This window comes from Marinomonas lutimaris, assembly GCF_019426345.1.
Lineage (GTDB): Bacteria > Pseudomonadota > Gammaproteobacteria > Pseudomonadales > Marinomonadaceae > Marinomonas > Marinomonas lutimaris.
In genome coordinates, this window is the sequence record NZ_JAHLLW010000002.1 from 343664 (window position 1) to 357835 (window position 14172).

Consider the following 14172-nt stretch of genomic DNA (forward strand, 5'->3'; position numbering starts at 1 on the left):
CTGAGGCTTGCGTTTTATTGCTATCTAGGCAAATTATTTACAAAAAGTACTTACAAGTAGTAAGAAGCCAAAGGTGGGAAGCCGTTAAACTCTACTGCGCTGTAAGTTGTTGTGTAAGCGCCAGTTGATAGCCAGTACATGCGATCCCCAATAGCCAAATTCAGTGGTAGACCATATTTGTAGTTTTCATACATAATATCGGCACTGTCACAGGTAGGACCTGCGATAATAACTTCTTCTAACTCGCCACCTTTTTCAACATGAATCGGGTACTTTATAGATTCATCTAACGTTTCAATAAGGCCTGAAAATTTACCGACGTCAGTGAAGACCCAGCGATTTAGCGCGGTGTGTGATTTGCGAGAAATCAAAACGACTTCACTTACTAGAACGCCTGCGTTAGAGATCAAAGAGCGACCAGGTTCCAAAATGATGCGAGGTAAATCTGTTCCAAAGTCTTCTTCCAAGAAACGAGTAATCTCTTCCGCATAAGTTGCAAGGTCATTAGTACGAGCAATATAGTTTGCAGGGAATCCGCCACCCATGTTGATCATTTCTAAAACGATGCCATCTTCTTCTTTAAGACGCTCAAAGATTACTTTAACACTAGCGATTGCAGCATCCCATGCACCGATATCACGCTGCTGAGAGCCAACGTGAAAAGAAATGCCGTAAGGGATCAGACCAAGTTCTTTTGCAAGTACTAGTAAGTCCATCGCCATATCTGGACGACAGCCAAATTTACGAGAAAGTGGCCAATCAGCCGTTACTGTACCTTCAGTCAAGATGCGAACATAAACGCGAGAGCCTGGAGCCGCTTTTGCAATGTTACGCAAATCGGCTTCAGAATCTGTCGCAAACATGCGCACGCCTTTTTCGTAAAAGTAACGAACGTCTTTTGCTTTCTTGATGGTATTGCCATAACTAACTTGATCAGGTGAGATGCCACCGATTGCAAATAGTTTGTCCAACTCATAACGAGACGCCACATCAAAGTTTGAGCCACGGTCACGAAGTAGAGTCAGAATTTCTGGTGCTGGGTTTGCTTTAATGGCATAAAAAATATCAGCAACAGGAAAGCCTTTTGTAAGTTCAGTATAAGCTTCATCAATAATGTCTGTATCGATAACAACAAAAGGGGTGTCTTTAGTTTCAGCAAACGCTTTAAAACGGGCAAAACGCTCAGGTGTGTAAAAAGAATTGACGTCAATAGTCATGGGCTAGAGGCTCCTTAATTATGCAAAACATAAACCGATTAAATAAGTAAACGTCTTTACCTTCTCCCGTCCTACTTATGGCTGTTACTTATCCGGCTATAAAGCCTTAAGCGACTAGCGCAGCAGTTGAAGCGGTGCGGATTATGTTCAGCAATGACGCGGGCGAAATTTAAGACGCAAGGCGTCTTGGGTCAAGTATTTTTTCATATTTTAGACTAAAAAAAAGAGACTACAAAAGTCTCCTTTTTATTTAGGGATTTCTAGCACTACTTTTGTATGTTGCGAGTCTGGAAATAATGTAACCCACTGCCAGCAATTACAGCCGCCATAAAGTAAAAACCTTCACTTGGATTATTCACTAAAGCTGTTAATCCTGGTCCAGGGCAGTAACCACTAATCCCCCAACCAATACCAAAAAGTGACGACCCAATAATGAGTTTTGCGTCAATATTACGAAGTGTTGGAACTTGCCATTTACTGGCTAGAAAAGGTGCTAAACGTTTTCCTTTAATAGCATAGCCAATCATGCCGACGGCAATGGCGCTTGCCATTACGATAATTAAGGAAGGATTCCAATTGCCAAAAATATCTAAGAAACCAATAACGACAGTAGGATTCGTCATTTCTGAAAAGGCTAAACCCAGACCAAATAATAAACCTGCTACGAGCGTGATAATTGCGTACATAACTATTCTCCTATTTAAGGACTGCAACAGTGATAATTGCGGCAGCCATGAAGACCAAAGTGGCGATTATTGAGCGAGGGGATAGTCGCGATATCCCACAAACGCCATGCCCGCTAGTACAACCACCTCCAAGCCTTGTTCCATAACCGACGAGTAATCCAGATATGATTAAAAGAAGAGGACTCCTTGTTTCAGGAAAAGCAACGGTTTGCTCAGTCAAAATACCGTATGCGCTACCACCGATGATGAGCCCAGCAATGAATAGAAAGGGCAAAAAACGCTCTTTACTAAAGAGCGCTTGAGATAGTATTCCGCTAATGCCAATGACTTTGCCTACACTCAGAAGATAAATGACTGTGGCGAGACCTATCAGAAGGCCACCGACCAGCGGGTTAAAAATAGTATCCATGTTTGAAGCCTTTTAGGTTTATATAAGTTTATTCTAATTTAATTAAATAAGAAAAGTCTAATGTATTATTGTTAATACACTTTTATTTTGTGTTTACTTGATCTGCGTATGGCTAAATTTGATTGGTATGTGGGAGTTATCGGCAATTGCACAGTCTTTACCTATTGTCTGGCAGATATAAAAAAGTGCTCGCTGTATTCTTATTAAATTAAGGAGTGTCAAATGAATGACTTGTGGATAGGAGCCTGCCCAAATGAAGCTGACTACGTGTTTCTATTACCAAACAGGCCTGCTTTACCAAGCCCTGTCGATATATCGTTTTTAGAGAAACCGGATGTATCTCTCTTAATCGAACTGAATGGCAATCATTGGCGTAAAATATTTACTATCATGGCGAAGCTAGCAGCACCGACATATGATTCGTGGAAAGTCTTTCGCGATAAAGAGCTTTTAAATAAAGTTGGCATTGCGTTTTCTTTGGATCAACTTGGTGACTATAGGGGCTTGATTTTTATTGTCGGCAATACATTTAGAGACGAACTGCCAGTTGTAGATTCTGCTCAAGAAGTCGGAGACGTACATACTTCCTTTGTTTGTCTTCCGTATATTTGGTGTCCATATCTAGACTATAGACAGTTTCCTAATATCTTAATTGAAGCTCTACGTGAGTATATTTTGGAGAAAAAATGTTAAATGCTTTAAAGAGTCTTTTTAGCCTTCCTGTAGAGCAGGGTGAGCAAATATCTTATCAGAAAGCCGTAGCGGCTTTACTTATGGAAGTGATGCTGGCTGATAATGAAATAAACGAAATGGAAGAAGACCAGGTAAAACGGTTTCTTCGTGAAGTAAGTGAGTTAGGGGATGATATAGATACTCTTTATGAGGAAGCTCGTTCGGGTGTAGATGCAGCGAATGATCTCTATCAATTTACTAAGGTCATTAACGAAACGGCAACCCTAGAACAAAAAATGTTGCTATTAAAAGCTCTGTGGCGTGTTGCACTTGCTGATGGTGATATTGATTCTTATGAAGATCATCGCATTCGAACTATCAGCGAGTTGTTGTTTATGCCTCATTCAGAGTTTATTCAGGCAAAACTCTTTGTATTGGCTGAAATGAAAACAGAAGAATCTTAGACAAAAAAAACGCGGCTATTGCCGCGTTTTTTTGACTGGTCTTACTCTATTATTAATTTAATAAAAAATAGAATTAAGCTGCGAAGTTCGCTGCCGCGAATTCCCAGTTAGCTAGTGCCCAAAAACCTTTTAAGTAATCAGGGCGAACATTGCGGTAATCAATGTAGTAAGCGTGTTCCCAAAGATCTACGGTGATGATAGCCGTTTGACCATTTGTCATAGGTGTTGCAGCATTGCTTGTATTAACGATTTCTAGAGAGCCATCAGCGTTTTTAACCAACCAAGTCCAGCTAGAACCAAAGTTGTTTACTGCTTTGTCATCAAAAGCGGCTTGGAACTCTGCGAAAGAACCCCATTTTGCATTGATTGCATCAGCTAGAGCACCAGTAGGCTCGCCACCGCCGTTAGGGCTTAGGCTATTCCAGAAGAAAGTATGGTTCCAGATTTGAGCTGCATTATTGAAAACAGGGCCCGCTGGAGCAGATACAATGATCTCTTCTAGCGTTTTATTTTCGTATTCAGAACCAGGAACTAAGCCGTTTAATTTAACAACATAAGTGTTGTGATGCTTGCCGTGATGGTACTCAAGCGTTTCAACAGACATATGAGGCTCTAGTGCGTCTTTAGCATAAGGAAGAGCGGGTAATTCAAAAGCCATTTCAATTCTCCTTGCTTTTAATTAACGAAAAATGCTTGTTATCAAGCAGTTAATGGTGCTTATATAGTAGCACCGAACGACTTAAGATAATATTATTTAGGTTTGTTCTAGAACGATTTTCCATAATTACTGTTAATAGCGACTATATAAGATTTCCATGCGAAGAGACGATGATGTTGAGATCCCAAGCCTGACTCTGGATCAAGATGAAGTCAGCAATAGAAGACCTAGTGCAACCGCACCAAAAGGTCATTCGACCCCTACGCCAGCAAGACCAGCTCATGCCCCTAGTGTTGTACACAAAAAACAAAGTCTTGTCGGTATCTATTTTTTATTAATACTTTTGTTGCTCGTTTTGGCAGGTGCAGGATATTGGCTGTGGCAGCAAAATATGCAGTTGCGCAACGATCTGTACGGTGCCAAGAGTGAGATACAAAATTTAGATCATCAGCTCCTTGCTGCAGATGTGTCCGCTAATGAGCAGGGTGAAACCTTAGAAGAGACATTGAAAAATCACGAAAGTGAAATTCGTAAACTCTGGGGTGTTTCTTATGATACCAATAGAAAGTCCATCGAGAGTAATAATGCTGCGATTGAGGAGCTTCAGAAGAAGCTTTCTTCAATGCGTGACACTATTTCGACTCAGTCGAAACGTATAGCTGTTCAAGCAGAAGCCTTTAATGAAGTTGAAGCTGGCTTCAATAAACTTGTTCCTACTGTTGCCTCAATAGATGAAACAGTAAAAACAATTGCAGCAAAACAAGATGCTCAAGCCAAACAATTGCAAGCATCTGAAAAATCCATAGCAGCTCAAGCAGGGCAGAACGAAGCGCAAGCCTTAAGTTTGGATCAAATTCTACAAGATCTGACAGCTCTTCAGAAAAAAGTATCAACCATCGAAAAACGCACTGCTGATACTAGCTCTACCGATGTGGCGAATATTCAAGACACTTTGGCTAAGCATCAAGATGCTATCAACTCTAGTGACGCGTTTAGAACACAAGTTAATGGCGAAATTATTCGTCTGCGCAAGCAGATTAATCAGCTTATGCTAGAGCAGCAACTCAGCTCTCAGTAAATTTTTTCTAAATTGCATGCGTAAAGGCCGATTTATCGGCCTTTTCTTTTTCTAATATGTTCTCTATTCCTCCTTAAGATCTAATTCAATTACCCTTAAAAAGGTTTTACTTATAAAGCTTTTTTAATATACATATTCTACTAAAGTCTAGATGGGATGCTTTTTATAACCTAAAGGCATGTTATAGTTTTAAAAATGCTGAAGCCTGACAACAGAGATGGGAAATTATGACAGAGGCAAGACTTACTCACTTAAAACAGCTAGAAGCCGAAAGTATTCATATTATACGTGAGGTAGCAGCTGAATTTGATAATCCAGTAATGCTTTATTCGATTGGTAAAGACTCAGCTGTAATGCTGCACCTTGCCATGAAGGCATTCTATCCTGGCAAACCACCATTTCCACTAATGCACGTGGATACCGGTTGGAAGTTTAAGGAAATGATTACTTTCCGTGATGAGCTAGTTGCTAAGCTTGGCTTAGAACTTATCGTTCATCAAAATCAAGAAGGTATTGATCAAGGTATTGGGCCTTTTACACACGGCAGCTCAAAGCATACCGATGTAATGAAGACTCAAGGTCTTAAACAGGCTCTAGATAAATACGGTTTTGATGCTGCTTTTGGTGGCGCCCGCCGTGACGAAGAAAAATCTCGCGCAAAAGAGCGCGTTTACTCCTTCCGTGATAAGCAACACCGCTGGGACCCAAAAAATCAGCGCCCAGAATTGTGGAATATCTATAACGGTAAAGTGAACAAAGGCGAGAGCATCCGTGTTTTCCCATTGTCTAACTGGACTGAGCTTGATATCTGGCAATATATCTATCTGGAAAGCATTCCAATTGTTCCTCTTTACTTTTCTGCAAAACGCCCAGTGGTTGAACGTGATGGTACTTTGATCATGGTTGATGATGAGCGTATGCCGTTAAACGGTGAAGTCCCTGAGATGAAGTCTGTTCGCTTCCGTACTCTAGGTTGCTACCCATTAACGGGTGCGGTTGAATCTGAAGCAGCATCCCTACCTGAAATTATTCAGGAAATGTTGCTGACAAGAAGTTCAGAGCGTCAAGGGCGAATGATTGACCATGATTCATCTGGGTCAATGGAAGAGAAGAAGAAACAAGGCTATTTCTAAGTTTGGAGTAAAGAAAGAATGTCTCACCAATCAGAATTGATCAGCCAAGACATACTTGGTTATCTGAAACAACATGAAGAAAAAGACTTATTGCGTCTTCTTACTTGTGGCAATGTCGATGATGGAAAAAGTACACTAATCGGTCGTTTGCTTCATGACTCTAAGTTGATTTATGAAGATCACCTAGACGCGGTTAAGCGTGACAGCAAAAAGTCTGGCACCCAGGGTGAAGAGGTAGACTTGGCTTTGTTAGTCGATGGCCTCCAAGCAGAGCGCGAGCAGGGCATCACAATCGATGTAGCTTACCGTTATTTTTCTACTGAAAAACGTAAGTTTATCATTGCCGATACTCCAGGGCATGAGCAATATACCCGTAACATGGCGACCGGTGCATCCACTTGTGATCTTGCCATTATCTTGATCGATGCGCGTTATGGCGTTCAAACCCAAACCCGCCGTCATAGCTATATTGCTTCTTTGTTGGGCATTAAGCATGTTGTGGTTGCAATTAACAAAATGGATTTGGTCGAATTCTCCGAAGAAAAATTTAACCAAATTAAAAATGACTATCTAAAATTTGTTGGCCAGCTTGGTGATCGTCAACCTGAAGATATTCATTTTGTTCCAATGTCAGCATTGCGTGGCGACAACGTGGTAAATGCGTCAGAAAGCACGCCTTGGTATCAAGGCGGCCCATTAATGTCGATTTTGGAAACGGTGCAAATTAATCGTGATGTGAAGCGTGACTCTTTCCGTTTCCCAGTTCAATATGTTAACCGTCCTAACCTAGACTTCCGTGGTTTTTCTGGAACCATTGCTGCAGGCGTCGTTAAGCCAGGTGATAAAGTTGTAGCCTTGCCTTCAGGTAAAACCTCTACAGTTGAAAGAATTGTGACATTTGATGGTGATTTAGAGGCAGCAAAAGCAGGTCAAGCTGTCACTATTACACTTGAAGATGAGATCGATATTAGTCGTGGCGACATGCTTTCGCACATTGGTCAAGAGCCTCTGATTGCGACTACGCTTCGCTCTTCCATTGTGTGGATGGCTGATCATCCATTGGTTCCTGGTAAGTTGTATGACTTCAAATTAGGAACGCAAACAGTTCCTGGTAAAGTTCATCACTTTAACCATCGTGTTGACGTTAATACGCTTGAAGTTAGCAAAATAGATGCGTTGGAACTAAATGGTATCGGCGATGCAGTCATTCAGTTCGATGCACCTGTTGCATTTGATGAATACACAGATAGCCGTTTCACTGGTGCTTTGATTATTATTGACCGCTTAACTAACGTAACAGTTGGTGCAGGTATGGTTGAAGAGGCTGTTGCTGAGCTAGATCAAAACACTGTAGTTAGTGCGGAAGATCGTGCCGCACGACTCGGTCAAAAACCTGCAGTTATCGCCTTGGCCGCTAGCGTGTTGAAGCAAAGTGATGCGCTTGAACGCCTGTTGTTACGCCAAGGTATTGTTGCTTTGGTAAAAGCGGATGCGACAGCGCAAGAATCGGCGCTAATTCGTCAGACAGGTGTTGCCTTTTTGGTGGCCGACTCGGCGATAGCGGATTCTCAGATCACCGAATCCGCACTAGATGACGTCGTGGATTTAATTGTTGAAAGCGTTCAGCTATAACGAAAGAAATGTAACAAAGCCAGCTCTATGGGCTGGCTTTTTTATTGTTGAAATAAAGGTTTTATTACACTGTTTCTTCTAAATCAACACGCTTCACTTCTTTATGCTGATCTTCACTATTGCCTAATTTCCAGTAGCTAGAAATATAGAAATTTTCTTTTTCAATATTTCTGTCATTCTTAAAAAATGAACGTAGCATTCTCATGCTGCTAAATTCGCAAGCCACCCAAACAGAAACACTGCCTTGATGCCATGATAGTGACTGAATTTGATCCAATAGTAAGTTGGCGTTTTCGCCAGGGTGGGGGTTAATTACCCATTTAAGCTCAATGCCGGTAGGGTGCTTTAAAGGCTGAATGTCATCCTCTGAAATTACTTCAAGTACAGCATACCCTTTTGAGTCTTGTGGAAGCTTTGCTAAATTGACACTGATTGCTGGCAAGGCCGTCATATCACCCACTAGTATTTTCCAGTCAGTTGACTCTTCAATGAGTTTTTTGGGGCCAGGGCCTCCAACAAGAATTGTGTCGTTAGGTTGAGTGTTTTTTGCCCATGTTGATGCTGGTCCACCATCTTCATGCAAGACAAAATCAATATCTATTTCATTAGCTCGTTGATGTCGAATAGTATAAGTACGTAATAGGGGCTTTTGATCCTTTCTTGGAAAAATAAGTTTAACATAGCCGCTTTCCTGATCTTCAGGAATGGTATTAATATTGTCACCCCCTAAGGTGACTCGCAACATATTAGGGGTAACATGTAATTTATTAATAACCGTTAACTCTCGTGGTTGTGGTCTGCTCATAACGGGCTCCTTAATTTTGTTTGTCACATGATGGAGACTGGTCAAGGTTATTTACCATAATCTCTGAAATATGTATGAAATCTTCTATTTGTTGCGCGGTTAAATATTTAGTCATTTTTTCGACTGCTAATTGATCTAACATCATAAGCTTTTCGAGTAATTCGCTGCCTATTTGTGTCAGACTTAATAACTGGCTGCGATGATTGTCTGGACAGCGGACCTTTATCACATAACCGGCACCGACTAACTCCTTAAGAACGCGAGTAATTTGAGATTTATCAAGTGAAAGCCTGTCCGAAATGTCTTTTGCGCTGCAGTTTTTAATGTTTTTGATGCACTTTAGTGATCGTATATGGCTTACGGGAATTGCGATACCTGATGTTGATGCCGCTTCACGCATTTGGTGGCGATAGTTGTGCATCAGTTTGTGAAGCGACTCGCCAATTTTTTCCTTCATACGCTCCTGCTTTTAAATTTCAAATTGTGAGAATGATTATCAATATAGTGAATTAAGTTGATATTGTCAACTGAGTTTGTGGTGAAAATACTAACCAAAGGAAGGGAGGGTGTTTTTCTTATAGAAGTTAATAGTTACAATGCTTGGGTTAGCATTAAGTAGATAGAGTGATATGAATAAGCACGATGTATATAAAGCGGTTACCGCTGCATTGTTAAGTCGCTATGAAACTGCAAAGTGGGCAGCGAAACAGGCTCATGAAGCTGCAACGAATGAAGAAAGTGTCGCAGAGAATAAGTACGATACTTTTGGCTTAGAGGCTTCTTATTTAGCTCATGGACAATCTCAGCGAGTGCTGGAATGCGAAAAAGATTGGCTACTTTTTGATAAAGCGAAACCAATTATATTTACTGAAGAAAACGTCATTGGCTTATGGTGTATTGTCACCTTGTCTGAACTTGAATCTTCAAATAACGTTAAAAAATATTTCTTAATTTCACCTTGTGCCGGTGGGCTCAATATCGAAATATCTGAAAAGACCATTTATCTTGTGACCACTTCTACGCCTGTAGGCAAGATGTTATTTGGTAAGATGCTTGGAGATGAGGTTGAACTGCCTCAAAACGGTAAGCAAACCGCTTATGAAATAACCACTATTGCATAAAGCGTATATTGTAGCGGACAAATTTGGTTCAGACCCTAGAGAGTCAGACTCTGTTCGCATATAATGCTTTGCCTTAAAATATTCTGTTATTCTATTCGGAGTCTAAAATTCAGTTAACATTGCTGATCGAATAGAAAACGTTCTAAGAAAAAATCACTCTCTTACTGAGAAAGTAATAGGAAAGAAATTATGCGCAGCCATTATTGCGGCGAGTTAAATGCTTCTAACATTTCACAAGAAATTACCCTATGCGGTTGGGTTCATCGTCGTCGTGACCACGGCGGCGTTATCTTCTTAGACGTTCGTGACCGCGAAGGTATTACTCAAGTAGTTTTCGACCCAGATCGCGCGGAAAGTTTTGCTCTTGCAGACAGTGTTCGGAACGAATTTGTTGTCAAACTTAAAGGTTTAGTGCGAGCTCGCCCTGAAGGCACAGTAAATCCAAATATGAATACTGGCGAAATTGAAGTATTAGGAACTGAACTAGAAATTCTTAATGCTGCAAAAACACCACCATTTCAGCTTGATGAACACCAATCGGTAGGTGAAGACGTTCGCTTAAAAAATCGTTTTATCGATTTACGTCGTCCTGAAATTCAGCAAAAAATGCGCTTCCGTTCAAAGGTGACATCTGTATTGCGTCGCTACTTAGATGGCAATGGTTTCCTAGATATCGAAACGCCAATTCTGACTCGCGCTACTCCAGAAGGTGCGCGTGACTATTTGGTGCCTAGCCGTACGCAACAGGGCAGTTTCTTTGCATTGCCTCAGTCTCCACAGTTGTTTAAGCAATTGTTAATGGTGTCTGGCTTTGATCGTTATTACCAAATCGCAAAATGTTTTCGTGATGAAGATTTGCGTGCTGATCGTCAACCAGAATTCACTCAAGTAGACATTGAAACATCGTTTATGAGTGAGCAAGATATCATGGCGATGACTGAGGAGATGATTGTTAGCCTGTTTAAAGAGCTAATGAATGTTGATTTGGGCACTTTCCCACGCATGCCTTACTCTGAAGCAATGGAAACTTATGGTAGCGATAAGCCAGATCTTCGTATTCCACTAACTATCGTGTCAGTATCTGACTTGATGGCTAATGTGGACTTTAAAGTATTCTCTGGTCCTGCTACCGATCCAAAAGGTCGTGTTGCAGCTCTTAAAGTACCAGGCGGTAATGCGTTAACTCGTAAACAAATTGACGACTATACCAAGTTTGTTTCTATTTACGGTGCGAAAGGTTTGGCATATATCAAGGTGAATGATAAGTCTAACCTAGAGGAAGGCTTGCAGTCTCCTATTGTTAAGTTCCTTCCAGTTGAAGTTCGTGCCGCTTTACTTGAGCGTTTAGAAGCGCAAGATGGTGATTTGATCTTCTTCGGCGCAGATTCAGCTAAAGTGGTTAATGAAGCTCTTGGAGCATTGCGCTGCAAGCTAGGCGAAGATCTGAACCTTTATACTTGCAAGTGGGCACCATTGTGGGTTGTTGACTTCCCAATGTTCGAAGAAACCAGTGATGGCGGAATTACAGCGATTCACCACCCATTCACTGCGCCTTCATGCTCTCCAGAAGAGCTGAAAGCAAACCCTTTGACTGCACTTTCGCAAGCCTATGACATGGTGCTAAACGGTACTGAACTAGGTGGTGGCTCTATTCGTATTCACCAATCTTCAATGCAAGAAACGGTTTTTGAATTGTTGAATATCAGCAAAGATGAGCAAGAAGAGAAATTTGGTTTCTTGTTAGATGCATTGAAATTTGGTGCGCCACCACATGGTGGTTTAGCATTCGGTTTAGATCGCCTTGTGATGCTAATGACAGGTTCAAGCTCTATTCGTGATGTTATTGCTTTTCCTAAAACGCAAAGTGCAACGTGTCTATTGACTCAAGCGCCAGGTGAAGTAAGCGAGAAGCAACTAAAAGAATTGAATATTCGCGTCAGAAAACCAGTCGTTGAATGATAGAAATTACTCTTAAACTTATTCTAAAACAGTAAGTTATGTTAAGAGATTGAAAGAAAAACGTAAAAGGCCACTTATTAGTGGCCTTTTTTGTATTTTGGCATTGCATACTTTGTAAAGGGCTGTTGAAATATACAGTAATTATATAAGGCACAAAAAAGTTATGCCCACGACCAGGATTTTAGCCATTGACCCAGGCTCACGAGTAACGGGCTTTGGTATTGTTGATGTGACAAATGGTAAATCTGTATATGTTAACAGTGGTTGCATTCGATTACCGGATGAAGCGCTATCAGTTAGGCTTAAATATATTTTTCAAAATGTTTCAGCTCTCTTGGAAGAATACAAGCCAAACGAATTTGCTATAGAAGAAGTGTTTTTGGCTAAGAATGCGAATTCAGCGTTAAAACTTGGTCAAGCAAGAGGCGCAGCTATTGTAGCGGCATCTCTGCAAGAATTAGAAGTACACGAATATGCCGCTCGACGAGTTAAGCAATCTGTTGTCGGCAACGGTAATGCAGATAAAGCACAAGTGCAAATGATGGTGCAGCTTTTATTGAATTTAACTTCTAAGCCTCAAGCTGATGCGGCTGATGCTTTAGCCATTGCTTTGTGTCATGCTAACACGCGAACTTCTGGCGGGCTGGAATACGGCGTCGGAAAGAGAGCAGGGCGCACCTCTAAGCGCTGGACAGAACAAGATGTAAGGAAAACTTTGTGATCGGACGAATTGTCGGCACTTTGATAGAAAAGACTCCACCAGAGTTAATGGTTGATGTAAATGGTATTGGCTATGAAGTGAGCGCTTCAATGACCACTATTTACGACTTACCTCAAGTCGGAGGTCAGGTGACATTATTTACTCACCTGTTGGTTAAAGAAGACTCTCATACACTTTATGGCTTTATAGATAAGAATGAACGCGCTTTATTTCGCATTCTGATTAAAGTAAATGGTATCGGCCCAAAAATGGCATTAGCAATTTTGTCCAGCATGTCTTCAGAAGAGCTGATTGCTAACGTTCAAGAGTCCGATGTTACAGCTCTTACTCGCATTCCTGGTGTTGGCAAGAAAACAGCCGAACGACTTATTATTGAATTAAGGGATAAGCTTGGTCAGGCAGCGAAAACTGACTTGTTTTCCACACCTGCAGTATTGCGTCAAGTTCAAGCGGATCCTAGACAAGAAGCAGAAGCGGCACTTATTTCTCTTGGCTACAAGCCACAAGAAGCTGCTAAGGCAATTGCTGGTGTTCCGATAGATGCAGCTAATAGTGAAGATGTTATCAAGGCTGCTTTGAAAGGAATGCTGAGGAAATAAAACATGATTGAGCAAGATCGTATTATTTCTGCGGAACTTAAAGGTAATGATAGACAGGTAGATCGCGCAATACGTCCACAAGCGCTTGCGGAGTACATTGGTCAACCCGTTGTTCGAGAGCAGATGGAGATTTTCATCGAAGCTGCAAGGCAGCGTAGTGAGCCATTAGATCATACTTTAATATTTGGTCCTCCTGGGTTGGGTAAAACCACCCTTGCCCATATCATTGGAAATGAAATGGGCGCTGAGGTAAGAACGACTTCTGGCCCCGTTCTTGAGAGGGCGGGGGATTTAGCTGCGTTACTGACAAATTTAAATGAAGGCGACATTCTATTTATTGATGAAATACATAGATTAAGTCCAGCTATTGAGGAAGTACTTTATCCTGCAATGGAAGATTACCAGTTAGATATCATGATTGGTGAAGGGCCTGCGGCAAGATCAATTAAAATTGAACTCCCGCCGTTTACACTTGTCGGAGCAACTACACGGGCTGGTTTGCTAACGTCACCATTACGAGATCGATTTGGTATTGTGCAACGATTAGAGTTTTATGATGTTGAATCATTAACAACAATAGTCGCTAGGTCTGCGGGAAAAATGGGGATGGAGCTTGATAATCCAGGCTGTTTCGAAGTTGCAAGAAGATCGAGAGGCACCCCCAGGATAGCGAATCGCCTATTACGTCGCGTTAGGGATGTTGCGCAAGTAAGTGGAGAGGTGCTTGTGGGGCAAAAGGTTGCTCAAAGGGCACTGGATATGTTAAGTGTAGATAGTCAAGGCTTCGATCACTTAGATAGACGTATGTTATTGACTATGATAGAAAAGTTTGACGGAAGACCGGTTGGTCTAGATAGCGTCTCCGCCGCTTTAGGTGAAGATAAAGATACTATTGAAGACGTCATAGAGCCGTTTTTGATTCAGCAAGGTTTTATAATTAGGACGCCGAGAGGTCGACAAGTTACGAAGCGTGCTTACGAACATTTTAATTACCAACTACCTTCAGATTTCAAATAGA

At 41.3% G+C, this 14172-nt stretch carries 16 protein-coding genes; 10 read left to right on the top strand and 6 right to left on the bottom strand.

Annotated features, from left to right (window positions below):
* Positions 1 to 50: 50 nt before the first annotated feature.
* From KPL72_RS04525 to KPL72_RS04535, 3 genes are all read right to left on the bottom strand, one after another.
* Positions 51 to 1217 carry a type III PLP-dependent enzyme gene (locus KPL72_RS04525; RefSeq protein WP_012069876.1) on the bottom strand — a complete coding sequence of 389 codons (1167 nt, stop codon included), beginning with the start codon at positions 1215 to 1217 and terminating at the stop codon, positions 51 to 53.
* Between the two features lie 266 nt (positions 1218 to 1483).
* Positions 1484 to 1903: a DUF6691 family protein gene (locus KPL72_RS04530; RefSeq protein ID WP_212915201.1), complete on the bottom strand. Its 420-nt coding sequence runs from the start codon at positions 1901 to 1903 to the stop codon at positions 1484 to 1486.
* Positions 1904 to 1913: 10 nt separating this feature from the next.
* Positions 1914 to 2312 (bottom strand): YeeE/YedE family protein, encoded by a 399-nt coding sequence (locus KPL72_RS04535; RefSeq protein ID WP_219702011.1) that lies wholly within the window; start codon positions 2310 to 2312, stop codon positions 1914 to 1916.
* Positions 2313 to 2534: 222 nt separating this feature from the next.
* Between KPL72_RS04535 and KPL72_RS04540 the strand changes: the two genes are divergently transcribed.
* Positions 2535 to 3005, top strand: a complete 471-nt coding sequence (locus KPL72_RS04540; protein WP_219702012.1) for a DUF6942 family protein — start codon at positions 2535 to 2537, stop codon at positions 3003 to 3005.
* Positions 2999 to 3448, top strand: a complete 450-nt coding sequence (locus KPL72_RS04545; RefSeq protein ID WP_212915204.1) for a tellurite resistance TerB family protein — start codon at positions 2999 to 3001, stop codon at positions 3446 to 3448. The genes KPL72_RS04540 and KPL72_RS04545 overlap by 7 nt, the downstream gene beginning before the upstream one ends.
* A gap of 73 nt (positions 3449 to 3521) precedes the next feature.
* On the opposite strand, the gene KPL72_RS04550 is transcribed toward KPL72_RS04545, so the two are convergent.
* Positions 3522 to 4106 carry a superoxide dismutase gene (locus tag KPL72_RS04550; RefSeq protein ID WP_100185804.1) on the bottom strand — a complete coding sequence of 195 codons (585 nt, stop codon included), beginning with the start codon at positions 4104 to 4106 and terminating at the stop codon, positions 3522 to 3524.
* A gap of 157 nt (positions 4107 to 4263) precedes the next feature.
* On the opposite strand from KPL72_RS04550, the gene KPL72_RS04555 reads away from it, so the two are divergent.
* The 3 genes from KPL72_RS04555 to cysN all read left to right on the top strand — a co-directional run bounded on the left by KPL72_RS04555 (position 4264) and on the right by cysN (position 7949).
* A complete protein-coding gene (locus KPL72_RS04555) occupies positions 4264 to 5184 on the top strand; it encodes a hypothetical protein (RefSeq protein ID WP_219702013.1) in 921 nt (306 codons plus the stop codon).
* Positions 5185 to 5411: 227 nt separating this feature from the next.
* On the top strand, positions 5412 to 6317 hold the full coding sequence (gene cysD, locus KPL72_RS04560) for a sulfate adenylyltransferase subunit CysD (protein ID WP_212915206.1): 906 nt from the start codon (positions 5412 to 5414) through the stop codon (positions 6315 to 6317).
* An 18-nt stretch (positions 6318 to 6335) separates the two neighbouring features.
* Positions 6336 to 7949: a sulfate adenylyltransferase subunit CysN gene (gene cysN, locus KPL72_RS04565; protein WP_219702014.1), complete on the top strand. Its 1614-nt coding sequence runs from the start codon at positions 6336 to 6338 to the stop codon at positions 7947 to 7949.
* Between the two features lie 64 nt (positions 7950 to 8013).
* Here the strand turns inward: cysN and KPL72_RS04570 are convergent, their stop codons facing one another.
* Both KPL72_RS04570 and KPL72_RS04575 read right to left on the bottom strand, forming a co-directional pair.
* A complete protein-coding gene (locus KPL72_RS04570) occupies positions 8014 to 8754 on the bottom strand; it encodes a siderophore-interacting protein (RefSeq protein WP_212915208.1) in 741 nt (246 codons plus the stop codon).
* 10 nt (positions 8755 to 8764) lie between these two features.
* Entirely contained in the window at positions 8765 to 9211 is a 447-nt protein-coding gene (locus KPL72_RS04575; RefSeq protein ID WP_212915209.1) for a MarR family winged helix-turn-helix transcriptional regulator, read from the bottom strand.
* A gap of 172 nt (positions 9212 to 9383) precedes the next feature.
* Here KPL72_RS04575 and KPL72_RS04580 point away from each other — a divergent pair, with 172 nt between their 5' ends.
* The 5 genes from KPL72_RS04580 (at position 9384) to ruvB (ending at position 14171) form a co-directional block, all read left to right on the top strand.
* Entirely contained in the window at positions 9384 to 9875 is a 492-nt protein-coding gene (locus KPL72_RS04580; protein ID WP_219702015.1) for a transcription elongation factor GreAB, read from the top strand.
* A gap of 189 nt (positions 9876 to 10064) precedes the next feature.
* Complete coding sequence (gene aspS, locus KPL72_RS04585; protein WP_212915211.1) at positions 10065 to 11834, top strand: aspartate--tRNA ligase; 1770 nt, start codon at positions 10065 to 10067, stop codon at positions 11832 to 11834.
* Positions 11835 to 11997: 163 nt separating this feature from the next.
* Positions 11998 to 12555: a crossover junction endodeoxyribonuclease RuvC gene (ruvC, locus tag KPL72_RS04590; RefSeq protein WP_212915212.1), complete on the top strand. Its 558-nt coding sequence runs from the start codon at positions 11998 to 12000 to the stop codon at positions 12553 to 12555.
* The gene (gene ruvA, locus KPL72_RS04595) at positions 12552 to 13154 is read left to right on the top strand and encodes a Holliday junction branch migration protein RuvA (RefSeq protein ID WP_219702016.1); all 603 of its coding nucleotides are present in this window, start codon (positions 12552 to 12554) and stop codon (positions 13152 to 13154) included. Before ruvC ends, ruvA begins: the two co-directional genes overlap by 4 nt.
* A gap of 3 nt (positions 13155 to 13157) precedes the next feature.
* Entirely contained in the window at positions 13158 to 14171 is a 1014-nt protein-coding gene (gene ruvB, locus KPL72_RS04600) for a Holliday junction branch migration DNA helicase RuvB (RefSeq protein ID WP_212915214.1), read from the top strand.
* The last annotated feature ends 1 nt before the right edge of the window (position 14172 follow it).